20 protein-coding genes are annotated in these 25,199 nt (G+C 68.9%); 11 read left to right on the plus strand and 9 right to left on the minus strand.

What is annotated here, in order from left to right; translation table 11 throughout:
- Nucleotides 1-66 precede the first annotated feature (66 nt).
- Nucleotides 67-519, plus strand: a complete 453-nt coding sequence (locus AB0E07_RS14100) for a GNAT family N-acetyltransferase (protein WP_362250157.1) — start codon at nucleotides 67-69, stop codon at nucleotides 517-519.
- Nucleotides 520-573: 54 nt separating this feature from the next.
- On the opposite strand, the gene AB0E07_RS14105 is transcribed toward AB0E07_RS14100, so the two are convergent.
- A complete protein-coding gene (locus AB0E07_RS14105; RefSeq protein ID WP_362250159.1) occupies nucleotides 574-1,959 on the minus strand; it encodes a serine hydrolase domain-containing protein in 1,386 nt (461 codons plus the stop codon).
- 61 nt (nucleotides 1,960-2,020) lie between these two features.
- Nucleotides 2,021-3,499, minus strand: a complete 1,479-nt coding sequence (dnaB, locus tag AB0E07_RS14110; protein ID WP_362250162.1) for a replicative DNA helicase — start codon at nucleotides 3,497-3,499, stop codon at nucleotides 2,021-2,023.
- A gap of 460 nt (nucleotides 3,500-3,959) precedes the next feature.
- On the opposite strand from dnaB, the gene AB0E07_RS14115 reads away from it, so the two are divergent.
- Nucleotides 3,960-5,297, plus strand: coding sequence for an MATE family efflux transporter (locus tag AB0E07_RS14115; protein WP_362250165.1), 1,338 nt, complete (start codon nucleotides 3,960-3,962; stop codon nucleotides 5,295-5,297).
- A 142-nt stretch (nucleotides 5,298-5,439) separates the two neighbouring features.
- Here the strand turns inward: AB0E07_RS14115 and rplI are convergent, their stop codons facing one another.
- From rplI to rpsF, 4 genes are all read right to left on the minus strand, one after another.
- Entirely contained in the window at nucleotides 5,440-5,886 is a 447-nt protein-coding gene (gene rplI / locus AB0E07_RS14120; protein WP_362250168.1) for a 50S ribosomal protein L9, read from the minus strand.
- An 18-nt stretch (nucleotides 5,887-5,904) separates the two neighbouring features.
- Entirely contained in the window at nucleotides 5,905-6,141 is a 237-nt protein-coding gene (gene rpsR, locus AB0E07_RS14125; RefSeq protein ID WP_003949403.1) for a 30S ribosomal protein S18, read from the minus strand.
- Between the two features lie 81 nt (nucleotides 6,142-6,222).
- The gene (locus tag AB0E07_RS14130; protein ID WP_362250171.1) at nucleotides 6,223-6,819 is read right to left on the minus strand and encodes a single-stranded DNA-binding protein; all 597 of its coding nucleotides are present in this window, start codon (nucleotides 6,817-6,819) and stop codon (nucleotides 6,223-6,225) included.
- A gap of 81 nt (nucleotides 6,820-6,900) precedes the next feature.
- Complete coding sequence (gene rpsF / locus AB0E07_RS14135; protein ID WP_010353482.1) at nucleotides 6,901-7,191, minus strand: 30S ribosomal protein S6; 291 nt, start codon at nucleotides 7,189-7,191, stop codon at nucleotides 6,901-6,903.
- Nucleotides 7,192-7,457: 266 nt separating this feature from the next.
- Between rpsF and AB0E07_RS14140 the strand changes: the two genes are divergently transcribed.
- The 3 genes from AB0E07_RS14140 (at nucleotide 7,458) to AB0E07_RS14150 (ending at nucleotide 10,175) form a co-directional block, all read left to right on the plus strand.
- The gene (locus tag AB0E07_RS14140; RefSeq protein ID WP_362250174.1) at nucleotides 7,458-7,772 is read left to right on the plus strand and encodes a hypothetical protein; all 315 of its coding nucleotides are present in this window, start codon (nucleotides 7,458-7,460) and stop codon (nucleotides 7,770-7,772) included.
- A gap of 175 nt (nucleotides 7,773-7,947) precedes the next feature.
- The gene (gene femX, locus AB0E07_RS14145; RefSeq protein ID WP_362250176.1) at nucleotides 7,948-9,069 is read left to right on the plus strand and encodes a peptidoglycan bridge formation glycyltransferase FemX; all 1,122 of its coding nucleotides are present in this window, start codon (nucleotides 7,948-7,950) and stop codon (nucleotides 9,067-9,069) included.
- Nucleotides 9,070-9,143: 74 nt separating this feature from the next.
- Nucleotides 9,144-10,175, plus strand: coding sequence for an alanine racemase (locus tag AB0E07_RS14150; RefSeq protein ID WP_362250179.1), 1,032 nt, complete (start codon nucleotides 9,144-9,146; stop codon nucleotides 10,173-10,175).
- Between the two features lie 102 nt (nucleotides 10,176-10,277).
- Here AB0E07_RS14150 and AB0E07_RS14155 read toward each other — a convergent pair whose 3' ends face one another.
- Together AB0E07_RS14155 and AB0E07_RS14160 are read right to left on the minus strand one after the other, a co-directional pair.
- On the minus strand, nucleotides 10,278-11,786 hold the full coding sequence (locus AB0E07_RS14155; RefSeq protein ID WP_362250182.1) for a glycosyltransferase 87 family protein: 1,509 nt from the start codon (nucleotides 11,784-11,786) through the stop codon (nucleotides 10,278-10,280).
- 134 nt (nucleotides 11,787-11,920) lie between these two features.
- Nucleotides 11,921-14,611, minus strand: coding sequence for a transglycosylase domain-containing protein (locus AB0E07_RS14160; RefSeq protein WP_362250185.1), 2,691 nt, complete (start codon nucleotides 14,609-14,611; stop codon nucleotides 11,921-11,923).
- A 355-nt stretch (nucleotides 14,612-14,966) separates the two neighbouring features.
- On the opposite strand from AB0E07_RS14160, the gene AB0E07_RS14165 reads away from it, so the two are divergent.
- From AB0E07_RS14165 to AB0E07_RS14180, 4 genes are all read left to right on the plus strand, one after another.
- Nucleotides 14,967-15,650, plus strand: a complete 684-nt coding sequence (locus AB0E07_RS14165; protein WP_362250188.1) for a PadR family transcriptional regulator — start codon at nucleotides 14,967-14,969, stop codon at nucleotides 15,648-15,650.
- A 44-nt stretch (nucleotides 15,651-15,694) separates the two neighbouring features.
- Complete coding sequence (locus AB0E07_RS14170; protein ID WP_362250191.1) at nucleotides 15,695-16,777, plus strand: inositol-3-phosphate synthase; 1,083 nt, start codon at nucleotides 15,695-15,697, stop codon at nucleotides 16,775-16,777.
- Nucleotides 16,778-16,863: 86 nt separating this feature from the next.
- Nucleotides 16,864-18,126 (plus strand): MFS transporter, encoded by a 1,263-nt coding sequence (locus tag AB0E07_RS14175; RefSeq protein ID WP_362250192.1) that lies wholly within the window; start codon nucleotides 16,864-16,866, stop codon nucleotides 18,124-18,126.
- Nucleotides 18,127-18,249: 123 nt separating this feature from the next.
- Nucleotides 18,250-18,729: a hypothetical protein gene (locus AB0E07_RS14180; RefSeq protein WP_362250195.1), complete on the plus strand. Its 480-nt coding sequence runs from the start codon at nucleotides 18,250-18,252 to the stop codon at nucleotides 18,727-18,729.
- A 97-nt stretch (nucleotides 18,730-18,826) separates the two neighbouring features.
- On the opposite strand, the gene AB0E07_RS14185 is transcribed toward AB0E07_RS14180, so the two are convergent.
- Entirely contained in the window at nucleotides 18,827-20,272 is a 1,446-nt protein-coding gene (locus AB0E07_RS14185) for a CCA tRNA nucleotidyltransferase (RefSeq protein ID WP_362250197.1), read from the minus strand.
- Between the two features lie 212 nt (nucleotides 20,273-20,484).
- Between AB0E07_RS14185 and AB0E07_RS14190 the strand changes: the two genes are divergently transcribed.
- The gene (locus tag AB0E07_RS14190; protein ID WP_362250200.1) at nucleotides 20,485-22,854 is read left to right on the plus strand and encodes a DUF6049 family protein; all 2,370 of its coding nucleotides are present in this window, start codon (nucleotides 20,485-20,487) and stop codon (nucleotides 22,852-22,854) included.
- 44 nt (nucleotides 22,855-22,898) lie between these two features.
- On the plus strand, nucleotides 22,899-25,169 hold the full coding sequence (murJ, locus tag AB0E07_RS14195; protein ID WP_362250203.1) for a murein biosynthesis integral membrane protein MurJ: 2,271 nt from the start codon (nucleotides 22,899-22,901) through the stop codon (nucleotides 25,167-25,169).
- The last annotated feature ends 30 nt before the right edge of the window (nucleotides 25,170-25,199 follow it).

Raw genomic sequence — 25,199 nt, forward strand, 5'->3', positions numbered from 1 at the left:
ACACGCACAGGCCGGTTCCTCCGGCGGCCCCGTGACGCTCTCCCCCGTCCGCTTAGGGTGAGCGTCATGGGAGATCTTGAGATACGGCCCGCCACCGCGGACGACATTCCTGCGATCGTCGCCATGCTCGCCGACGACCCCCTCGGCGCCCTGCGCGAGTCGCCCGAGGACCTCACGCCCTACGTGGCGGCCCTGGAACGTCTGAGCCAGGACCCCAACCAGCACCAGGTCGTGGCCGAACGGGACGGCCGGGTCGTCGGAACCCTTCAGCTCACCATCGTCCCCGGCCTCTCCCGCAAGGGGGCGACCCGCTCGATCATCGAGGCCGTCCGCGTCCACGCCGACGAGCGGGGCAGTGGTCTGGGCACCCTGTTCATCGAGTGGGCGGTCGAGGAGTCCCGCCGCCAGGGCTGCGCACTGGTCCAGCTGACCTCGGACACCTCCCGCACCGATGCCCACCGCTTCTACGAGCGGCTCGGCTTCACGGCCTCCCACGTCGGCTTCAAGCTCTCCCTGTGAGACCCGGAACGCCCTGTTTCACGTGAAACAGGGCGCTTCCCCCTCAGTCGGGCGCTACTTGATGCCCCGCCACCCCTCGGGATCCACACCACCCGGCACTGGAGCCCCCTCCTCGTACGGCTGACGCGTGAACACGAACGAACCGAGGTCCAGGTGGCTCACGCTGCCGTCCGGGCGCCGTACGGCCGTCAGGAGCTCCCCCGCGTAGTAGCCCTCCAGTCCGCTCCAGGTCCCGTCCCCGTTCGCCCGGAACCGGGAGCGGCGGCCCTTGCCGGACAGCGGCTCCAGGGAGACCAGCCCGTCGGCCCCTGCCCGCAACCCGTACCCGTAGGTCCCCCAGTACCACTGCCCCACCAACTCCATTACGGCCGGGTCGACTTCGGCCATCGGGCGCCAGGGTTCGGGGATCCGCGGTTCCGACTCCGCCACGATGGCGATGAGATCGGCCACAACCAGCGAGAGCAGCGGACCCGAAGTGCAGTTGGCGAGGACCACCGCGGCAACGTCGTCGCTCTCGCTGAAGAACAGACTCGCCAGGAAGCCGGGCAGCGACCCCGAGTGCCCTGCCAGCAGGCGCCCCTGCCGCTGCTGCAGCTGAACCCCCAGCCCGTACGCCGACCCGTCGGCCACGTCCGCGGCCTCGCCCGGCGCCGCGGGCGTCCGCATCTCCCGCACACTCTCGGCGCTCAGCACCCGGCCGTCGCCCCGGGCGAGGAACACGGCGAAGCGCGCCAAGTCGGCTGTCGTGGACCAGAGTTGTCCCGCCGCGGCCATGAGTCCGAGATCCTCGGCGGGCTCCGGCAGCATCGCGTCGGCCCAGGGATGCACCGCCCAGCCACCGGCGTGCGGAGCCTCGGGCCGCGCACCGGTACGGCTCAGCCCCAGCGGTTCGAGCACCTCACCGCGCAGCACCTCCTCCCACGGCCGCCCCCGAAGACGCTCCACCAGGGCGCCCAGCAGGGTGTACCCGGGGTTCGAGTAGTGGTGCCGGCGGCCCACGGGATGCAGGAAGGGCTGTTCACCCAGCACGTCGGACAGCTCGGGCCGGGTCGATCCCGGTGTCCGCTCCCACCAGGGCGCGGGTGACTCGGCCGCCAGGCCCCCGGTGTGCGCGAGGAGTTCGGCGATGGTGGCCTCCCCCGCGCCGGTGCCGGGCAGATGCTTCTCCAACGGGTCACCGAGGTCGAGCAGTCCCTCGTCGCGCAGCCTCAGCACCAGCACGGCCGTGAAGGTCTTGGTGATCGAACCGATCCTGTACTGCACATGCTCGTCCGGGCCATGTCCGTCCACGGAGGTCCGGGAACCGTGCCAGACCGTCCGCCCACCACGTACGACGGCCGCGACCAGAGAAGGCGCCCGCCCTTCCGCCTGGGCCACGGCGATCCGGTGCAGCAACGCCCGTCGGGTGCCCGGCAACAACTCTTCCTGGGATGTCGTCATCCCCCCAGTGCACCCCGAGCGACCGAGCGGAGTCGAGCGCATTCCGCCCGGCGGCGCCGGATCAGGTCTGCGCCATGTCCACGAAGCGGGAGTAGTGACCCTGGAAGGCGACGGTGATCGTCGCCGTAGGGCCGTTACGGTGCTTGCCCACGATGATGTCCGCCTCGCCCGCGCGCGGCGACTCCTTCTCGTAGGCGTCCTCGCGGTGCAGCAGGATCACCATGTCGGCGTCCTGCTCGATCGAGCCGGACTCACGCAGGTCGGACACCATCGGCTTCTTGTCGGTGCGCTGCTCGGGGCCACGGTTCAGCTGCGAGAGCGCGATCACCGGGACCTCCAGCTCCTTGGCCAGGAGCTTGAGGTTTCGGGACATGTCCGAGACCTCCTGCTGACGGCTTTCGGAGCGCTTCGAACCGCCGGACTGCATCAGCTGGAGATAGTCGATGATGACGAGCTTGATGTCATTGCGCTGCTTGAGCCGACGGCACTTCGCGCGGATCTCCATCATCGACAGGTTCGGCGAGTCGTCGATGTAGAGCGGGGCGGCGGAGACCTCGGGCATCCGGCGCGCCAGGCGCGTCCAGTCCTCGTCCGTCATCGTGCCCGAACGCATGTGGTGCAGAGCCACCCGCGCCTCGGCGGACAGCAGACGCATCGCGATCTCGTTGCGGCCCATTTCGAGGGAGAAGATGACGCTGGCCAGGTTGTGCTTGATCGACGCCGCGCGGGCGAAGTCCAGCGCCAGGGTGGACTTACCCATGGCGGGACGGGCCGCGATGACGATCATCTGTCCCGGGTGCAGACCGTTGGTGAGCGAGTCGAGGTCGGTGAAGCCCGTCGGCACACCGGTCATCTCGCCGCTGCGGGAGCCGATCGCCTCGATCTCGTCGAGGGCGCCCTCCATGATGTCGCCGAGCGGCAGGTAGTCCTCGCTGGTCCGCTGCTCGGTGACCGCGTAGATCTCGGCCTGGGCCCGGTTGACGATCTCGTCGACGTCGTCGTCGGCCGCGTATCCCATCTGTGTGATCCGCGTGCCCGCCTCGACCAGGCGGCGCAGTACGGCGCGCTCATGGACGATCTCGGCGTAGTACTCGGCGTTGGCCGCCGTCGGCACCGTCTGCACCAGGGTGTGCAGATACGATGCGCCGCCGACCTTGTTGATCTCACCGCGCTTGGTCAGCTCCGCGGCGATGGTGATCGGGTCGGCCGGTTCACCCTTGGCGTAGATGTCGAGGATCGCCTGGAAGATCGTCTCGTGCGCCGGCTTGTAGAAGTCGTGGCCCTTGAGGACCTCGACCACGTCCGCGATGGCGTCCTTCGACAGGAGCATGCCGCCGAGGACAGACTGTTCGGCGTCCAGGTCCTGGGGCGGCACCCGTTCGAAGGCCGAGCCGCCCCGGTCCCACTCGCCGTTCTCCCGGCCGCGGTCGTGCTGTTCGTCGCGGCCCCGGCCCGCGTCACCCCGGCGGCGCGAGGCAGGCAGACGGTCGCTGGGCCCGCTGTCGGCCCACGGGTCGTCCAAGGGCTCGGAAATGCTCACCGAGCAACCTCCTCCCGTCCGCCGAGCGGACCTCGCCGTGCCCCTCATTTCTACGGCACGGCACTGACAACTAAGAGGCCCAACTCCGGTTCTGGCGCGTCGGTTTTGTGTTGATTTCTCGGCCGACGAACGGCGGGGGGCGACGGACCACGTTAGGCCCCTGGGCACCGTCAGCCAATCTGGTTATCCACAGGCCATGTGGACGACGGCCCGGATGCTGTGGACAACTCTGCAAAACCTGTGCACGACCCGGTGGACAGCCCTGTGAACAAGCCCGCACCTGCACGGAGAAGGCTCCTTTGACCTGCACGTTTCCCGTCCACCGGCTGTGCAGAAGAAAAAGTTGCCCAGTCGGCCCAAGATCACTTCGAACAGTGCGCGATACCACACACCCCACCCGCCAGGGTAAGGGTCATAGATGCCTTGCATCTCTTACCTGTGGACGATTAGATTGATGCTCATGACACAGGCTCCCGCGACTCCCCAGGCCGCACGCCGTCGGCACGATCGAGAGATCATCGCCCTGGCCGTGCCGGCCTTCGGTGCCCTCGTCGCCGAGCCCCTCTTCGTCATCGCCGACAGCGCGATCATCGGCCACCTGGGTACCGCCCAACTCGCCGGACTCGGTGTCGCCTCCGCGCTCCTGATGACGGCCGTGAGCATCTTCGTCTTCCTCGCCTATGCCACCACCGCGGCCGTCGCCCGACGCGTCGGCGCCGGCGACCTGCGGTCCGCCATCCGCCAGGGCATGGACGGAATCTGGCTCGCCCTCGCCCTCGGTGCCGCCGTCATCGCGATCGTCCTGCCCACGGCACCGTCCCTCATCGAACTCTTCGGCGCCTCCGACACCGCCGCCCCCTATGCGACGACCTACCTGAGGATCTCCGCGCTCGGCATACCGGCCATGCTCGTCGTCCTGGCCGCCACCGGAGTCCTGCGCGGCCTCCAGGACACCAGAACCCCCCTCTACGTCGCCGTCGCGGGCTTCGTCGCCAACGCGCTCCTCAACGTCGGCCTCGTCTACGGCGCCGACCTGGGCATCGCCGGATCGGCCTGGGGCACCGTCCTCGCCCAGTGGGGCATGGCCGCGGCCTACCTCGTGGTCGTCGTCCGAGGAGCACGCGAGCATCAGGCCTCACTCCGCCCGGACCCCTCCGGCATCAGAGCCGCCGCCCAGGCAGGTGTGCCACTCCTGGTGCGCACCCTGTCCCTGCGGGCGATCCTGATGATCGCCACCGCGGTCGCCGCCCGGCTCGGGGACGCCGACATCGCGGCCCACCAGATCATCCTGTCCCTGTGGAGTTTGCTGGCCTTCGCGCTGGACGCCATCGCGATCGCCGGGCAGGCGATCATCGGGCGCTATCTGGGCGCGGACGACGCGGACGGCGCACGCGCCGCCTGTCGCCGCATGGTGGAGTGGGGCATCGCCTCCGGTGTGGTGCTGGCCCTGCTGGTGGTGATCGCCCGGCCGGTCTTCCTGCCGTTGTTCACCAGCGACCAGGCGGTCAAGGACACCGCTCTGCCGGCCCTGCTGATGGTGGCGCTCGCCCAGCCCATGTGCGGCGTGGTCTTCGTCCTGGACGGCGTCCTGATGGGCGCCGGGGACGGCCGGTATCTGGCGGGCGCCATGGTGGTCACCCTCGTCGCCTTCGTTCCGGTCGCCCTGCTCGTCCCGCTGCTGGGCGGTGGGCTCACCGCGCTCTGGGGGGCGATGACTCTGATGATGACCGTGCGCATGCTGACACTGTGGCTCCGCGCCCGCTCCGGACGGTGGATCGTCACGGGCGCGACCCGCTGACTGTTTCACGTGGAACCGCTGTTTCACGTGAAACACGGGACCCACCAACGGCCGGCCGACCAGCCACTGCCACGGCACGAAGAGGGGGCCGCACCCGATGGGTGCGGCCCCTTCTCTCAGCTCATCGAGCCGAACTCGGCGATCAGGCCGAGATGACCTCGATGTTGACCTTGGCGGCAACCTCGGGGTGCAGACGCACGGACGTCTCGTGGGCGCCGAGGGTCTTGATCGGAGCGGTCAGCTCGATACGGCGCTTGTCGACCTCGGGGCCACCGGAAGCCTTGATCGCCGAAGCGACGTCGGCCGGGGTGACGGAGCCGAAGAGACGACCGGCGTCGCCGGAGCGAACGGCCAGACGGACCTTGACGCCCTCGAGCTGGGCCTTGACCTGGTTGGCCTGCTCGATGGTCTGGATCTCGTGGATCTTGCGAGCACGACGGATCTGCTCGACGTCCTTCTCGCCACCCTTGGTCCAACGGATCGCGAAGTTCCGCGGGATCAGGTAGTTGCGAGCGTAGCCGTCCTTGACGTCGACGACGTCGCCGGCAGCGCCGAGGCCGGAGACCTCGTGGGTGAGGATGATCTTCATGTTTCTGTCACCCTTCCCTTAGCGCGCGGTGGACGTGTAGGGCAGCAGCGCCATCTCACGGCTGTTCTTCACGGCCGTGGCGACGTCACGCTGGTGCTGCGTGCAGTTGCCGGTCACGCGGCGGGCACGGATCTTGCCGCGGTCGGAAATGAACTTCCGCAGCATGTTCGTGTCCTTGTAGTCCACGTACGTGACCTTGTCCTTGCAGAACGCGCAGACCTTCTTCTTAGGCTTGCGCACAGGCGGCTTCGCCATGGTGTTTCTCCTGTGTGATCAAGAAGTTTGGGTACGACCCGCCCTCGACCGGATCGGGTCCGGAAACCCGGACCCGAAGGTCTAGAAGGGGGGCTCGTCCGAGTAGCCGCCGCCACCGCCGCCGCCGCCGGAGTTTCCACCCCAGCCACCGCCGCCGCCACCCTGCTGGCCACCGGCGGGAGCGCCGCTGGCCCACGGGTCGTCGGCCGGAGCGCCGCCGCCCTGCTGGCCACCGCCGGGGCCGCCGCCCCAGCCGCCGCCACCCTGGCCGCCGCCGCCACCGCCGCCGAAGCCACCGCCCTGGCCACCGCGGCCGGCGGTCTTGGTGACCTTGGCCGTGGCGTTGCGCAGGCTGGCGCCGACTTCCTCGACGTCCAGTTCGTAGACCGTGCGCTTGACGCCCTCACGGTCCTCGTAGGACCGCTGCTTCAGCCGGCCCTGCACGATGACGCGCATGCCTCGCTGGAGCGACTCCGCGACGTTCTCCGCCGCCTGACGCCAGACCGAGCAGGTCAGGAACAGGCTCTCGCCGTCCTTCCACTCGTTCGTCTGACGGTCGAAGGTGCGGGGCGTGGACGCGACACGGAACTTCGCGACCGCCGCACCGGAAGGGGTGAAGCGCAGCTCGGGGTCGTCGACAAGATTGCCGACGACCGTGATGACGGTCTCGCCTGCCATTGGGGGAACCTCTCGGCGGGTTTGCTGCTTGGCTGCTTGGTTGCTGCTACTCGAATCCCGAGATCAGCTGAGCGGGAGAGCTCAGTGGGTCTCGGGGCGGAGGACCTTGGTCCGGAGGACCGACTCGTTCAGGTTCATCTGGCGGTCGAGCTCCTTGACGATCGCGGGCTCAGCCTGCAGATCGATGACCGAGTAGATGCCCTCGGGCTTCTTCTTGATCTCGTACGAGAGACGACGACGGCCCCAGGTGTCGACCTTCTCGACCTTTCCGTTGCCCTCACGGACGACGGAGAGGAAGTTCTCGATCAGAGGGGCGACAGCGCGCTCCTCCAGATCGGGGTCGAGGATGACCATCACCTCGTAGTGACGCATGTGGAACCCACCTCCTTTGGACTCAGCGGCCACGGTCGTTCCGTGGCAGGAGGGTTGTGATGCGTACGCAACGGTATCGGCCGCCACTGACAATCGGGCTTCCTCTCGGAAACCACCCGTCCAGGGCATGGGCAGACACCGGTGCAGACGGTACAGCGTACCCGCACACCCGCTTCCGGTTGAAATCACGGCGGGAGCGCAGACAATCTGTACACATCGGGTGTGTATGGCGCTACGATGCGCCGCCTTCCGCAGGAGGTGCCCTCATGGCACAGGCAATGCGACCCAACACCGTCGGAGGCCTCTTCGCCACGGACGGAAAACCCCATCCCCTCCAGGACACGCTGCTCGTGGCGACCCTGGTGCTGGGCGCCGTCTCGTTCATCACGGCGATGTTCCACGATCTGCACCTGCTCAGCTCCTGGACCGGCCTGGTGGGAATCGCCACCGGGGCCTACGGCCAGTGGATCTCGGAGACCACCCGGGAACGCTTCGGCCTGATCCTGGGGCTGGGCGCCTCTGCCATCGGCTTCTACCTGGGTCTGGCTCACGGGGGCCTCTTCGGCGGGGTCGTCGGCTGACGCCGCGCCCTTCGGAGCCGTGTGACACCACCTCGCTTCGCCCCGGCGGCCCACAGGCCGGGGCGAAGCATCCGTACGCCCGGTCGAAGCGGACGCGGGGCGCAGTAGGCTTCGGCGCTAGAGCCGGAGCCCCTGAACCCATGGGGACAGACCAGCCGCCCGAGGAGCGCCCCGAATGAGCCTGACCCTGAGGACGATCAGTCGCGAGCAGCATCTGGCGTACATCCAGAGCCTGCCGGCGGCTAGCCACATGCAGGTCCCGGCCTGGGCGGACGTCAAGGCGGAGTGGCGCTCCGAGAACCTCGGCTGGTTCGACGAACGTACCGGTGACATGGTCGGCGCGGGTCTGGTCCTCTACCGGCAGCTGCCCAAGATCAAGCGCTACCTGGCCTACCTGCCCGAGGGTCCGGTCATCAACTGGTTCGCGCCGAATCTGACCGACTGGCTGGAACCGATGCTCGCGCACCTGAAGCAGCAGGGCGCCTTCTCCGTGAAGATGGGCCCGCCGGTGATCATCCGGCGCTGGGAGGCGGGCTCGATCAAGGCGGGCATCCAGAACCCGGACGTGAAGCGGCTGCGTGACATCGAGGCCGACTTCATCGAGCCGCGCGCCTTCGAGGTCGCCGACAAGCTGCGCCGGATGGGCTGGCAGCAGGGCGAGGACGGCGGCGCGGGCTTCGGCGACGTCCAGCCGCGCTACGTCTACCAGGTGCCGCTGGCCAACCGGTCCCTGGAAGAGGTCCACAAGAACTTCAACCAGTTGTGGCGCCGCAACATCAAGAAGGCCGAGAAGGCCGGCGTCGAGGTCGTCCAGGGCGGCTACCACGACCTTGAGGAATGGCAGCGGCTGTACGAGATCACGGCGGTCCGTGACCACTTCCGCCCCCGCCCGCTGGGCTACTTCCAGCGCATGTGGACGGCCCTCAACTCCGAGGACCCCAACCGCATGCGGCTGTACTTCGCCCGCCACAACGGTGTGAACCTCTCGGCGGCGACGATGCTCATCGTCGGCGGACACGTCTGGTACTCCTACGGCGCCTCCGACAACATCGGCCGTGAGGTCCGGCCCTCGAACGCGATGCAGTGGCGCATGCTGCGCGACGCCTACGCGCTCGGCGCGACCGTGTACGACCTGCGCGGCATCTCCGACTCGCTGGACGAGTCCGACCACCTCTTCGGTCTGATCCAGTTCAAGGTGGGCACCGGCGGTCAGGCCGCCGAGTACCTGGGCGAGTGGGACTTCCCGCTGAACAAGCTGCTCCACAAGGCGCTCGACATCTACATGTCGCGGCGCTGAGTCACGGGCATTTGCTTCGATAGCTTCCATACCTCTGATACACCGCAGCCACCAGAAAGGTTCCAGGTCCGGCCATGGCGCTCACGCTCTACGTCGACACCGCGCGCTGGCGGGCGCACCACAAGCACGTGCAGGAGCAGTTCCCGGGACTCGTCCCGGTCTGCAAGGGCAACGGCTACGGCTTCGGGCACGAGCGCCTAGCGGAGGAGGCGACACGCCTGGGCTCGGACGTCCTCGCCGTGGGCACCACGTACGAGGCCGCGCGCATCAAGGACTGGTTCGGCGGTGACCTGCTGGTGCTGACGCCGTACCGGCGCGGCGAGGAGCCGGTGCCGCTGCCCGACCGGGTCATCCGCTCGGTGTCGTCGATCGACGGCGTCTACGGCCTGGTGGGGGCCCGGGTGGTCATCGAGGTGATGTCCTCGATGAAGCGGCACGGGGTGAGCGAGCAGGACCTGCCGCAGCTGCACTCCGCCATAGAGAACGTCCGGCTGGAGGGCTTCGCCATCCACCTGCCGCTGGACCGCACCGACGGCTCGGACGCGGTCGAGGAGGTCATCGGCTGGATGGACCGGCTGCGCGCCGCCCGGCTGCCGCTGCACACGATGTTCGTCAGCCACCTCAAGGCCGACGAACTCGCCCGTCTCCAGCAGCAGTTCCCGCAGACCCGCTTCCGTGCCCGCATCGGCACCCGGCTCTGGCTGGGGGACCACGAGGCGACGGAGTACCGCGGCGCGGTCCTGGACGTCACCCGTGTCGCCAAGGGCGACCGGTTCGGCTACCGGCAGCAGAAGGCGGCCTCGGACGGCTTCCTGGTGGTCGTGGCGGGCGGCACCTCGCACGGGGTGGGGCTGGAGGCTCCCAAGGCCCTGCACGGCGTCATGCCGCGCGCCAAGGGCGTGGCGCGAGCAGGCCTCGCCACGGTCAACCGGAACCTTGCTCCGTTCGTCTGGGGCGGCAAGCAGCGCTGGTTCGCCGAGCCGCCGCACATGCAGGTCTCCATCCTGTTCGTGCCGGCGGACGCGCCGGAGCCGAAGGTCGGTGACGAGCTGGTCGCCCATCTCCGGCACACCACCACGCAGTTCGACCGGATCGTCGACCGCTGAGCATCCTCACCGGGACAGCGGGAAGGCCGTGCACGGGTTCGCCCCGTGCACGGCCTTCGTCGTTCCACGGCCGCTCCATCGCGGCCTCCCTGCACTGTTCGCTCAGAGCGAACGGTCGCCGGGCGCCGGTCCGCCCCACTCCACCTGCGGTCCGTCGAAAGCGGCCGCCTGCTGCGGCGAACGCGCCGCGGGGCCCAGCGTGAAGGCGTCCTCCGCCCCGTCGAGCACACCGCCCGACGGGTCGTCGTCGCCCGCCCGGCGGACCACGTCGCGCTCGGGCATCAGGATGTCGCGGACGATCACGGCACACAGATAGAGCGTGCCCGCCAGGTGCACGCCGATGGCCCAGTGGTACCCGTCGGTCGGCAGTCCCTTGTGGGCGTCACCGCTGGTCGTGTAGGCGAGGTACATCCAGATGCCCAGGAAGTACGCCACCTCGCAGGCCTGCCAGATCAGGAAGTCCCGCCACTTCGGCCGGGCCAGCGCGGCCAGCGGGATCAACCACAGCACGTACTGCGGCGAGTAGACCTTGTTGGTGAGGATGAACGCCGCCACGATCAGGAACGCGAGCTGGGCGAAGCGCGGCCGGCGCGGAGCGGTCAGCGTGAGCGCGGCCACCCCGGCGCAGCACAGCAGCATCAGCAGCGTGGCGAGGGTGTTGACGGTCTCCGTGTCGAGCGGGTCGCTGGAGTTCTGGGCCATGATCAGCCAGAAGGACCCGAAGTCGACGCCCCGCTCCTGGCTGAACGTGTAGAACTTCGACCAGCCGTCGAACGCGAGCAGCATGACGGGGCCGTTCACGACCGCCCAGGCGACGGCCGTGCCGCCCAGGGCCTTGCCGAAGTCCCGCCACTTGCCCGCACGCCAGCACAGCACGAACAGAGCGCCCAGCAGCAGCACGGGATACAGCTTCGCGGCCGTGGCGAGCCCCAGGAGGACACCGAAGGACAGCGAACGTCCCCGCGACCACATCAGCATCGCCCCGGCCGTCAGAGCGACGGCCAGCAGATCCCAGTTGATGGTCGCGGTCAGGGCGAAGGCGGGCGCCAGCGCGACCAGCAGACCGTCCCAGGGCCGACGGACGTGGGTCCGGGTCACACAGACGGCGATGACGGCCGCGCAGGCCATCAGCATCCCCGCGTTGACCATCCAGTACCACTGCTCCTGGTCCTGGATGGTGCCGGTGCCCGGCGTGAGCCAGGAGGCGACCTCCATGAACACACCGGTGAGCACCGGGTACTCGAGGTACTCCATGTCACCGGAGAGCCTGTCGAAGTACGGCACCAGACCATCGGCGAAGCCGCGCCCCTGGTAGAGGTGCGGGATGTCCGAGTAACAGGCGTGGGTGTACTGCGAGCTGGCCCCGAAGAACCAGGCCCCGTTGTAGCAGGGCGCCTTCTGGACCAGACCGAGGGCGAACACTCCGATCGCGACGAGCGCGATGATCCGCACGGGGGTCCACCACGACGTCCCCAGCAGGGCACGCCGTCCGATGGGACCGCCGATCAGCTCACTGCCGTTGCGGGCGACCGGGTCGTCCCTGGTGGGCCGCACCGGCTCGGGCTCGTGCACGCTCGTCGGCGTCGTCTCTGCACTGGGCATGGGGCACATCCTGCCGTACGCGTCTAGGAATACGCCGAGGGCCGCCGCACCTGGTCGGTGCGGCGGCCCATGTTTCACGTGAAACACCCGCGCCGGGCGATACGGCACCCAATCGGGCACCCGCCCCGCATCAGCGGGCGGCGCTAGCCTGTGGAGCCTTGGAAGAGGCCCCCATTTCCATTGCCGTTGCCATTACTGGTGTCCTCGGACTCCGTGGGCGTGGGTGAGGTGGTCACCCCGCCGTCCGTGCCGCCGTTGTCCGTCCCGCCGTCGTCCTCGCACCAGAACCCGCTGCAGGTCTCGCTCGCGGACGGCGACGGAGTCGTCTGCGTCGGGGTCGGCGTCGGAGTCGGGGTCGGGGTGGCTTCCTCGGTCTCGGTCGGCGTGGGGGTGGGCGTCGGGCTCGGGGAGGCGTTGATGACCTCACCGATGGGCTCCGGGACGGGGAAGTCCTTCGCCGGCTCGCCCTTCAGCGCCTGCTCCATGTAGTCGTGCCAGATCTCGGCCGGGAACGAGGCACCGTGGATCGACGCCTGGTCGCCCGTGCCGTACATCTCCAGGAACTTACGGTTCTTGATCGACTCGTCGTCCGGGTACCGGAACATGCTGATCGCGGTCGACAGCTGCGGGGTGTACCCGACGAACCAGGCCGACTTGTTGCCGTCGGTCGTACCGGTCTTGCCGGCCACGTCACGGCCGGTGAGCTGGGCGGCGGTACCCGTGCCCTTGTCGACCACGGTCTTCAGGACGTCGGTGACGTTGTCGGCCACCTGGGCGGTGAAGGCCTGCTTGGTCTTGTCCTCGTGCTTGAAGACCGTGCCATCGGCGCTCTTGACCTCGGTGACGGAGTACGGCTCACGCTGCTCCCCGCTGGCCGCGAAGGTGGCGTAGGAGCCCGCCATACGGATCGTGCTGGGCTCGGAGATACCGATGGAGAAGGACGGGAAGCTCGTGCCCGTCAGGCTGTCCTCCTTCAGGCCCGCGTCGATGGCGGCCTCCTCCACCTTGTCCAGACCGACATCCATGCCGAGCTGCACGAAGGCGGAGTTCGCCGAGAACTGCATCGCGGTGCGCAGGTCGACCATGTAGTCCGGGGCCTCGCCGAGCGACTCGTCGCCGTCGTTGGCCTGGAGCCACTCCTTGCCCTTGTCGTCCTGCCAGACGTCCCCGTCGTACTCCTTGATCTTCAGATCGTTCTCGCCGCTGTACAGGCTCTTCGGGGACACCTTGGTCCGCTCGTCCTGCGCCTGCGTCTCGCCGAGGTCGGGGTCGCGCACGCCCCACTTCATGGCCGCCGCGAGGACGAAGGGCTTGAACGTCGATCCGACCTGGGCACCGGTGACATCGGCGTTGTTGGTGAAGTGCTTGGTGGCATCACTGCCGCCGTAGATCGCCTTGATGGCACCCGTCTCCGGGTCCACCGAAGCGCCGCCGAACTGGACGTGGGTGTCCGTCTTCGGGCGTTTCTTGGGATCGATGTTCGCCTTCTCGACCTTCTTCACCGCGGCCTCGAGTGCCTTGACCTTCTTCTTGTCGAAGGTCGTGTAGATCGAGTAGCCGCCCTGCTGGAGGTCGTTCGCGCTGATGTCGGTGTTGTTGACGACGTAGGCCTTGGCGAGGTCGACGAGGTAGCCGACCTGGCCGCCCAGCGCGGTGTTGGAGCGAGGGTTCTGCGTCTTGGGCAGTTCCTTGTACTTGGCCCGGTCCGCGGCGCTGAGGTGGCCGTACTCGACCATCTTGTCCAGGGTGTCCTGCATCTGGATCGTCGCCCGCTTGGTATTGGCCTCCTGGGTCGCCCCCACCGGGTCGATGGAGGTCGCACCCGCCGGGTCGTAGTACGTCGCGCCCTTGAGGACGGCCGCGAGGAAGGCGCACTGCCCGGTGGTGAGGTCGACCGAGTCCTTGTTGAAGTACGCCCGCGAGGCGGCCTGGATACCGTAGGCACCGCGGCCGTAGTAGGCGGAGTTCAGGTAACCCGCCATGATCTCGTCCTTGGAGAACTTGGCGCCCACCTTGACCGACACGAAGATCTCCTGGAACTTCCGGGAGATCGTCTGGGACTGGTCGTCCAGCATCGCGTTCTTGACGAACTGCTGGGTGATGGTCGAGCCACCCTGCGTCTCGCCGCCCCGCGCCATGTTGAACACCGCGCGCGCGATGCCCTTGGGGTCGATGCCGCTGTCGTCGTAGAAGGTCTTGTTCTCCTGCGAGATCACCGCGTTGCGCATGTCCTCGGGGATCTGGTCCAGCTTGACGATCTGGCGGTTGGTCTCACCACCGGTGGCGACCATCGCTGTGCCGTCGGACCAGTAGAAGACGTTGTTCTGCGCCTCCGCGGTGTCCGCCACGCTGGGCACGCCCACCATGGCGTAGCCGATGCCCGCGATGGCCACCAGGCTGCCCATGAAGCCCAGGCAGAGGCCCGACACGAGCTTCCAGGACGGCATCCAGCGACGCCAGCCGTCCTTGCCGAAGCGCGGATAGTCGATGATCCGCTTCTTGCCGGGACCGGCGGCACGTCCACGGCCCCGACCGGGACCGGTGGATTCCCCAGGGGCTCCTCGACGGCCACCCGGGCCGACCTCGGCGCCTCTGCGGCGGCCGCCCGCTCCGCCCGCGGCACGGCGGGCCGCGGCGCGGCCGCCGTAGGGCAGCGCCTCGGCCGCATCGTAGGAATCCGACCCGTGGGAACTGGTCCCCCGGGAATCGGCGGGAGATCCGGTGGCGCCTCGCGGTGCCGCGCGGCGGCCGGAGGACGGGCCGGACTGGCCGCGTCGGGCCGCGGCACGTCCGCCTCCCTGCGGCTGCGGCGGTTTGCGACGGTGCTCGCTCATCGAACGACTACTCCTCGGGCAGGCGCACCCGTGTGACGCGCCTGGAAACGGCGGCAGGTTTCCGGTCCCCCCGAAGTACGGATGTGGTCGCTTCCGCATTCACCCGTACTGCACCGAGGACGACGACGCCCCCAGGCGTCACTTGGTTCCCGGTGGTGTGCATGGCGCACAGACTACGCACCGTCAAAACCTGCCGAGCCCCGAAGTTCACCCCAAATCAGGCAACTCGCATCCCATGAATCAGTGATGTGATCCCGTTCACGATCCTCCCTCTTGTCGCACACGGAAGGCCGTTCTATCGTCTTGATGTATCGAGTCGATACATCAGCGCGAGATAAGGACGAGGAGGCGAAGGATGAGCCGACGGGCCGGGATCCTTGAGTTCGCCGTCCTCGGCCTGCTCCGCGAGTCTCCGATGCACGGCTATGAGCTGCGCAAACGACTCAATACGTCACTGGGAGTGTTCCGGGCGTTCAGCTACGGGACGCTCTACCCCTGCCTCAAGACGCTGGTCGCCAACGGCTGGTTGATCGAGGAGCCGGGGAACGCCCCCGAGGACGCCCTCGCAGCGTCCCTCGCCGGCCGCCGCGCCAAGATCGTCTACAGGTTGACGGCGGAAGGTAAGGAGCACTTCGAGGAGCTGCTCTCCCAGACCGGCCCCGACGTGTACGAGGACGAGCACTTCGCCGCCCGGTTCGCCTTCTTCGGGCAGACCTCGCGCGATGTCCGCATGCGCGTGCTGGAGGGCCGCAGGAGCCGCCTGGAGGAGCGTCTGGAGAAGATGCGCGCCTCCCTGGCGCGCACCCGGGAGCGGCTGGACGACTACACGCTTGAGCTCCAGCGCCACGGAATGGAGTCCGTGGAGCGCGAAGTGCGCTGGCTGAACGAGCTCATCGAGAGCGAGCGGGCCGGGAGGGACCTCAAGGGGTCCACCCCCGGGGGGCCCGCACAGCAGGACACCACCACTGGAGCGACGGGCGGCCTGCCCCGTACCGGGGGCGACCCCGGCACGGATTCGCCCGACGACACCGCCACGTGAGCGCCCACTCAGGGCCTCACTCGTACACACAGGGAGCAACCGGAATGGGTTCGGTTCGCGTAGCCATCGTTGGCGTGGGCAACTGCGCCGCGTCGCTCGTGCAGGGCGTCGAGTACTACAAGGACGCCGACCCGGCGTCCAAGGTCCCGGGCCTGATGCACGTCCAGTTCGGCGACTACCACGTCGGTGACGTGGAGTTCGTCGCGGCCTTCGACGTCGACGCCAAGAAGGTCGGTCTCGACCTCGCCGACGCCATCGGCGCCTCCGAGAACAACACCATCAAGATCTGCGACGTGCCGAACTCCGGCGTGACCGTGCAGCGCGGCCACACCCTCGACGGTCTCGGCAAGTACTACCGCCAGACCATCGAGGAGTCCGCCGAGGAGCCGGTGGACGTCGTCCAGATCCTCAAGGACCGCCAGGTCGACGTTCTCGTCTGCTACCTGCCCGTCGGCTCCGAGGACGCGGCGAAGTTCTACGCCCAGTGCGCCATCGACGCCAAGGTCGCCTTCGTCAACGCCCTCCCGGTCTTCATCGCCGGCACCAAGGAGTGGGCGGACAAGTTCACCGAGGCGGGCGTCCCGATCGTCGGTGACGACATCAAGTCGCAGGTCGGCGCCACCATCACGCACCGCGTCATGGCGAAGCTGTTCGAGGACCGTGGTGTGCGCCTGGAGCGCACGATGCAGCTGAACGTCGGCGGCAACATGGACTTCAAGAACATGCTCGAGCGCGACCGCCTCGAGTCCAAGAAGATCTCCAAGACGCAGGCCGTCACCTCGCAGATCCCCGACCGGGACCTCGGCGAGAAGAACGTCCACATCGGCCCGTCCGACTACGTCGCGTGGCTCGACGACCGCAAGTGGGCGTACGTGCGCCTTGAGGGCCGCGCGTTCGGTGACGTCCCGCTGAACCTGGAGTACAAGCTCGAGGTCTGGGACTCCCCGAACTCCGCGGGTGTCATCATCGACGCCCTGCGCGCCGCGAAGATCGCCAAGGACCGCGGCATCGGCGGCCCGATCCTGTCGGCGTCCTCGTACTTCATGAAGTCCCCGCCGGTGCAGTACTTCGACGACGAGGCCCTCGACAACGTCGAGAAGTTCATCAAGGGCGAGGTCGAGCGCTAAGGCTCCGAGAGTCCGCTCCTGCCAGAGCCGGGAAGGTCCCCGGGTCGTACGACCCGGGGACCTTCCCGTATGTGAGGCTGAGCCCCATGTCCGTCGCACGCGACCTGCGCGTTCTGCTGCGCTTCAGCAACTTCAGGCGCCTGCTCGCACTCAGGCTGCTCTCCCAGGGCGCCGACGGCGTCTACCAGGTCGCGCTCGCCACGTACGTCGTCTTCTCGCCGGAGAAGCAGACCTCGGCCGCCGCGATCGCCTCGGCCATGGCGGTCCTGCTGCTGCCGTACTCCCTCGTCGGCCCGTTCGCCGGAGTCCTGCTGGACCGCTGGGAACGCCGCCAGGTCTTCCTCTACGGCAGTCTGCTGCGCGCCCTGCTCGCGGCGGGGACGGCCGTGCTGATGGTCAGCCAGGTCCCGGACTGGCTCTTCTACGCCTCCGCGCTGTGCGTCACCGCCGTCAACCGCTTCATCCTCTCCGGCCTCTCAGCCGCGCTGCCCCGCGTCGTCGACGGCGAACGGCTGGTGATGGCCAACTCCCTTTCCCCGACGGCCGGCACGCTCGCAGCGACCGCGGGCGGCGGTCTGGCCTTCGCCGTACGCCTCCTGGTGTCGGACTCCGACGCGGCGGTCGTCCTGCTCGGCGCCTCGCTGTATCTGTGCGCGGCGTTCGCGTCCCTGCGCATGGCACGGGAGCTACTGGGCCCCGACCGGGAGTTGGTGCGGCCGGGTCTGCGTACCGCGCTCGCCGGCACCGCGCGCGATCTGGTGGCGGGGGTGCGTCATCTGGCCACCCCGTCGCGCAGGGAAGCGACCTGGGCGCTCGGCGCGATGACCCTGATGCGTTTCTGCTACGGCGCTCTGCTGGTCATGCTGCTGATGCTGTGCCGGTACACCTTCTCCACGGACACGGACGACGGACTGGCCCTGCTGGGGCTGGCATTGGCCGTCTCCGGAGCCGGCTTCTTCACGGCGGCCGTCCTGACACCGTGGGCGGCGGGACGGCTCGGACCGGGGCGCTGGATCGTCGTGTGCGCGGGGTCCGCGGCGGTCCTGGAACCCGCCCTGGGGCTGCAGTTCGCCACCGTGCCCATGCTGGTGGCGGCCTTCGTCCTCGGGCTGACCACGCAGGGCGCGAAGATCGCCACGGACACGGTCGTCCAGTCCTCGGTCGACGACGGCTTCCGCGGCCGTGTCTTCTCCCTCTACGACGTCCTGTTCAACGTCGCCTTCGTCGGTGCGGCGGCAGTGGCCGCCCTGATACTGCCGCCTGACGGCCGATCGGTGGCGTTGGTGGTAACAGTCGCCGTTATCTACGGTGCGGTTGCTGTGACTATGGCCCGGTTTGAACGTCGATAAGTGTCACATCAATGCCACAGAGGCCCTCCTGACCACTGGAGTGTCAGTGGGGCCAGATAACTTACGTGAGTCTTATGCGCGCTCCGTTCGCGTCACTCACCCATGTTCGAGGGGGACCCCCAAGTGACCACTCCGCCGCCCCAGGGCCAGAACCCGTTTGCTCAGGGCCAGAACCCGTACGCCCAGCAGCCCGACGGCCAGGCCCCGCAGCCGCAGCCGGGTGCGGCCCCGTACGCTCCGGTCCCGCCCGAGCAGCCGCGCCGCAAGCTCAGCTTCAAGACGATCAAGAACATCGTCATCGCGGTCGTCGTCATCGGTGTGGTCGTCGGTGGCTACATATCCAGCCGCGACGACGCCAACACCGCGTCCGTGGGCGACTGCATGCACCGGGGCAGCACTGACGACAACAACCCGGACCTCGAGGTTGTGGACTGCAGCTCCTCGGAGGCGGAGTACGAGGTGCTGGCGAAGATCGAGGGCTCCTTCAGCGGCCTGACCGCCGAGACGCAGTGCGAGTCCAAGACGAAGGACTTCCAGTACGTCTACACCGAGTCCGGTGACGGCAGCGACTTCCTGCTCTGCCTGAAGGACTACACGAAGTAGGTCCAGAGAAACGAAGGGGCGGTGTTTCACGTGAAACACCGCCCCTGTCGCATGACGGGGTCATGTTTCACGTGAAACATGACCCCGCTTCACGCTCTCAGCCCTGCTGCTCGGCCCACCACTGCTTGAGTGCCGTCTCCGCGGCATCGCGCTCCATCGGGCCGTTCTCCAGGCGCAGCTCCAGCATGTGTTTGTAGGCGCTGCCGATCACCGGTCCCGGACCGACCCCGAGGATCTGCATGATGTCGTTGCCATCGAGGTCCGGACGGATCGAGTCCAGCTCCTCCTGCTCCTGAAGCTGCGCGATGCGCTCCTCCAGGCCGTCGTAGGCGCGGGAGAGCGCGGCGGCCTTGCGCTTGTTCCGGGTCGTGCAGTCGGAGCGGGTCAGCTTGTGCAGCCGGTCGAGGAGCGGGCCGCCGTCACGGACGTAGCGGCGGACGGCGGAGTCGGTCCACTCGCCGGTGCCGTAGCCGTGGAAGCGCAGGTGGAGCTCGACCAGCCGCGAGACGTCCTTCACCAGCTCGTTGGAGTACTTCAGGGCCGTCATGCGCTTCTTGGTCATCTTGGCGCCCACCATCTCGTGGTGGTGGAAGGAGACCCGGCCGTCCTTCTCGAAGCGACGCGTGCGCGGCTTGCCGATGTCATGCAGCAGCGCGGCCAGCCGCAGCGTCAGGTCCGGCCCGTTCTCCTCCAGCGCGATCGCCTGCTCCAGCACGATCAGCGAGTGCTCGTAGACGTCCTTGTGCCGGTGATGCTCGTCGCTCTCCAGCCGCAGGGCCGGCAGCTCGGGCAGCACTCGCTCGGCGAGGCCCGTCTCCACGAGCAGGGTCAGGCCCTTACGGGGGTGAGCGGAGAGGATCAGCTTGTTCAGCTCGTCCCGCACCCGCTCGGCCGAGACGATCTCGATCCGGTCCGCCATGTCCGTCATCGCGGTGACGACCTCGGGAGCCACCTCGAAGTCGAGCTGCGCCGCGAACCGCGCGGCTCGCATCATGCGCAGCGGGTCGTCCGAGAAGGACTCCTCCGGGGTGCCCGGGGTGCGCAGGACGCGCGCCGCGAGGTCGTCGAGGCCTCCGTGCGGGTCGACGAACTCCTTCGCCGGCAGCGCGACGGCCATCGCGTTCACCGTGAAGTCACGACGGACCAGATCCTCCTCGATGGAGTCGCCGTACGACACCTCGGGCTTGCGCGAGGTCCGGTCGTACGCCTCCGACCGGTAGGTCGTGACCTCGATCTGGTAGCCGTCCTTCTGGGCTCCCACCGTGCCGAAGGCGATCCCCACCTCCCAGACGGCGTCCGCCCACGGACGCACGATCTTCAGGACGTCCTCGGGGCGGGCATCGGTGGTGAAGTCGAGATCGTTGCCGAGCCGGCCCAGCAGCGCGTCCCGGACCGACCCGCCGACCAGGGCGAGTGAGAACCCGGCCTCCTCGAAGCGACGGGCGAGGTCGTCGGCGACAGGCGCGACCCGCAGCAGTTCACTCACCGCGCGGTGCTGCACCTGGCTCAGGACACTGAGGTTGTCTTCGTTGGCATTCGGCACAACAAAAGAGAGTACGTGGCCGTAACGGCCCGCAGCGCCTCCATTAAACGTGCACAGACCCGGCCCGCTTCATACGGGCACATACGGGACAGCACGGCGCCCCGGGCCGATCTTGTGGAGCAGTCCGCGGCACTTCCCCTCAGCGCGCATCGTTACCATGCGTGGACGCACATTCCGACGACCACTGACGACGACGAGGGACGGGCGAGCGCGTGGCCGAGGCGGCAGACTTCCAGGGGACCAGTCCCTCACCTGCCCGCCGGTGGCTGCGGCGCACCGGGGCACTGCTCGCCGGTGCCCCCCTGCTGGCGGGTCTCCTCCAGTTGCCCACGGCGTCTCCCGCCCGGGCCGCCACCGGCGACCGGACCGTCTCCATCGCTGTCGACTCCCTCACACCGAGCGTCGCCACCGACGGCGACACGGTGACCGTGTCCGGCACGGTCACCAACACCGGCAAGCAGGCCGTCACCGAGGCCCAGGTCGACCTGCGCCTCGGCCAGGAGCTGACCACCCGCTCCGGCATCGACACCGCCGCCAGGGCCACCGGATCCCAGCCGGGCACCGACGGGCTGCCGCTCGGCGGGAAGTACGTGAAGAAGTTCGCCAAGCTCACCCAGGGCGTCTCACAGCCCTTCTCCATCGAGGTACCGGTGGACGAGCTGGATCTGGGCGGGAACGGGGTCTACCAGCTGGCCGTCTCCCTGTCCGGCGAGACCGCCGCACAGCCCTGGACCCAGGTGCTGGGCGTGCAGCGGACCTTCCTGCCGTACCAGCCCGACGAAGCCGACACCCGGACGAAGACCACCGTGCTGTGGCCGCTGATCTCCACCGTCCACATGACGGCGCAGACGGGGTCCAACGAGTCACAGACGCCGGTCTTCCGTGACAACGACCTCGCCACGGAACTCGCACCCGGCGGCCGCCTGGAGCGGATGCTCGCCCTCGGCAAGGACCTCGACGTGACCTGGGTCGTCGACCCGGACCTCCTGGCCTCCGTCGACGCCATGACCCGCAGCTTCCGCGTCCAGGGCGAGAACGGCACCACCACCGCCGGCAGCCGGGCCGACCAGGAGGTCGCCAAGCGCTGGCTCGCCTCGCTCCAGGACGCCGTGCTGGACAACGAGGTCGTGGCGCTGCCCTTCGCCGACCCCGACCTGGCCTCCCTCGCCCACAACGGCACGGCCGTCACGGGCTCCCTGGGCCACCTCAAGGAGGCGACCGACGTCGCCTCCGACACCGTCGAGTCGATCCTGCACGTGGAGCCCACCACCGACTTCGCCTGGCCGGTCGACGGCGCCGTGGACCCGTCGATCATGAAGGTCGCCACGTCGGCGGGTGCCGACAAGGTGATCGCCCGCAGTGACAGCCTGCAAGAGACGGCGGGCCTGACCTACACCCCCTCCGCGGCCCGCCCCGTCGGCGGCGGCACGACGGCCGTGGTCGCGGACGCCCGGCTCTCCACGGCCTTCCAGGGCGATATGACGAGGGCCTCCACGGCCACCCTCGCCCGGCAGCGGTTCCTGGCGCAGAGCCTGGCCCTGAACCTCCAGACGGACAAGCAGCGCAGCATCGTCGTCGCCCCGCAGCGCATGCCGACGGCCGCCCAGGCCCAGGCGCTCGCCGAGGCGGTGACAGCCCTCCAGAACAGCGGCTGGACCGAGTTCCAGGACCTCACCACCGCTGCGGCGGCCAAGCCCGACCCGGGCGCCACCGCCAGGATCCCCGCCAAGTCGGCCTACCCCTCCTCGCTGCGCAAGAAGGAACTTCAGCGCACGGCGTTCGAGCAGATCGCGGCGACCCAGGACAAGCTCGACCGGTTCAAGGTCGTCCTCAGCAACGAATCCCGGGTCGTCACCCCCTTCGGCCGCGCGATGAACCGCGAGATGTCCACGTCATGGCGCGGCCGGGCCACCGAGGCCGCCGGGTACCGCGACGACGTGGAGAGCTACCTGGAGTCCCTCACCGACCAGGTCTCCCTCATCGACAAGTCCGAGGTCAAGCTCTCCGGCCGCAGCGCCACGATCCCGGTGACCGTGCAGAACAACCTGGTCCAGGGCGTCGACGACCTGGTGCTGCGCCTCACCTCGACCAGCCCCAGGCGCCTGAAGATCGGCGGAGCCGCCTACGAGGAGCAGCCCGTCGCGGTCTCCGGCGGACACAGCCAGACGGTGAAGTTCACCACCTCCGCCGAGGCGAACGGCCAGGCGGAAGTGATCGCCCAGCTGTACACGCGGGACGGCCAGAAGTACGGTGCCGAGGTCCGCTTCGACGTGAAGGTCACCGAGTTCACGGCGACCGTCATGCTGGTCATCGGCGGCGGTTTCCTCCTCCTCGTCCTCGCCGGATTCCGGATGTACACCCAGCGCAAGCGGGCCGCCCGGCAGAGTGCGGAGAAGGGGCCCGACGCGTCCGGCGAGGCCGCCGACACCCCCGAGGAGCCTCAGGGCCCCGACGACCGCCCCGAGCGGGAGTCCGCCCCCGGCGCCGTGGAAGGCGACCCCGAGCAGCCGAGTGACCTGACGCCGGACACCCCAGTCGAAAGCGCGGACCCTTCCGGCACGGGTGAGAGAGTGGACCGTTGAGGATGTCGTGGCCGGTGGGCCCGGGACGATGAGGTGGGGTAACCATGAACGCGCCGTACGACGGTGACCGCGCTCAGGGCGCGGGCAGCTCGGGCCACCCCGAGGGCCCGCCGCCCGAGCACGGCCAGGTGCCGCCGCAGCCCCCCGCGGACATGTACCTCCAGGACGCCTACAACGAGGATCCCTACCGCGCGCAGGACCTCTCGGCCCAGGACCCGGTCGCCGAGGCGCTCTACGACCGCTCCGCCCACCCCCCGCCGCCCCCCGGCACCTACCCTCCTCAGCAGCCCCTGTACGCCCAGCCCCAGCAGTCGCCGTACGCACCCGACCCCCACGTGTGGGCCCAGACCCCGGCGCCCGAGCCGGACGGGGCCACCCAGTACCTGCCGTACGGCGACGATCCGCGCACCACGCAGTACGTGGGCGTGGACGACCTGGTCACGCACTCGGCCGACGAGCGGCACGAGCCGGACGCGTTCGCGCACCTGTTCAAGGACCAGCAGCAGAGCGGCGGACGCCCGCCCCACGAGTCCCCGTCGGTGCCCGGACCGGCCGGAGAGCCCGCGCGGTACCAGCCGCCGCAGGCGCCCGCCCGGGGTGGAGCCGACGAGACCATGAACCTCGGGACCGCGCCCGTACCCCCTCCCGCGGCGCCGGCCACCGCGGCCGCGCCCGTCAAGAAGGGCGGGAAGGCCTCGGGCCTGCTGAAGTCCAGCGCGGTCATGGCGGCGGGCACGATGGTGTCCCGGCTGACCGGCTTCGTCCGGTCCATGATGATCGTCTCCGCGCTGGGCCTCGGCCTGCTCGGCGACTCCTTCCAGGTCGCCTACCAGCTGCCGACGATGATCTACATCCTGACCGTCGGCGGCGGCCTCAACTCCGTCTTCGTCCCGCAGCTGGTGCGCGCGATGAAGGACGACGAGGACGGCGGCGAGGGCTACGCGAACCGTCTGCTGACGCTGGTGATGGTGGCTCTGGCCGCCCTCACCGCGCTCGCTATGGTCGCCGCGCCCCTCCTGGTGAAGGCACTGTCCGCGCCTGTCGCCAACGACCCGGCGGCCAACGACGTGGCCGTCACCTTCACCCGCTACTTCCTGCCCTCGATCTTCTTCATGGGCGTCCACGTGGTGATGGGTCAGATCCTCAACGCGCGCGGCAGGTTCGGCGCGATGATGTGGACCCCCGTCCTGAACAACATCGTCATCATCGTGACGCTCGGCATGTTCCTGTGGGTGTACGGCACCGCGGAGCGCTCCGGAATGGCCGTCACGAACATCCCGCCGGAGGGCCAGCGCCTCCTCGGCATCGGTGTTTTGCTCGGCCTGGTGGTCCAGGCCCTGGCGATGATCCCGTACCTGCGCGAGACGGGCTTCCGGCTGCGGCTGCGCTTCGACTGGAAGGGCCACGGACTGGGCAAGGCGGCGATGCTCGCCAAGTGGACGATCCTCTTCGTCCTCGCCAACCAGGCCGGCGCGCTCGTCGTCACCCAGCTGTCCACCGCGGCCGGCGTCGACTCCGACGTCGACGGCACCGGCTTCGCCGCCTATGCCAACGCCCAGCTGATCTGGGGCCTGCCGCAGGCCATCATCACCGTCTCGCTGATGGCCGCCCTCCTGCCCCGTCTGTCGCGCTCGGCGGCCGAGGGCGACGGCGGCGCCGTCCGCGACGACATCTCCCAGGGCCTGCGGACGACGGCGGTCGCCATCGTCCCCATCGCCTTCGGGTTCCTGGCGCTCGGCATCCCGATGTGCACGCTGATGTTCGGCTCCTCGGGCACCAGCGAGGCCACCAACATGGGCTACATGCTGATGGCGTTCGGCCTCGGCCTCATCCCGTACTCCGTGCAGTACGTGGTGCTGCGCGCCTTCTACGCCTACGAGGACACCCGGACGCCCTTCTACAACACGGTCATCGTGGCGACCGTCAACGCCGTCGCCTCGGCGATCTGCTTCTTCGTCATCCCCGCCCGCTGGGCCGTGGTCGGCATGGCCGCCGCGTACGGACTGGCCTACGCGATCGGCGTCGGCGTCGCCTGGAGCCGGCTGCGCCGGAAGCTGGGCGGCGACCTGGACGGCGCCCGGGTGATGCGCACGTACGCCAGGCTCTGCATCGCCTCGGTCCCGGCGGCACTGCTCAGCGGCGCCGCCTGCTACGGGGTCGCGCAGGCCCTCGGCCAGGGTGTCGTCGGCTCGTTCGCCGCGCTGATCGTCGGTGGAGCCGTCCTGCTCGGGGTCTTCTTCGTCGCCGCGCGCAAGATGCGCATCGAGGAGTTGAACTCGCTGGTCGGCATGGTCCGTGGGCGTCTGGGACGCTGAGCCCGGGGTACGCGCACAACCATCGTCCGC

The sequence above is a fragment of the Streptomyces sp. NPDC048002 genome (genome assembly GCF_040653275.1).
Lineage (GTDB): Bacteria > Actinomycetota > Actinomycetes > Streptomycetales > Streptomycetaceae > Streptomyces.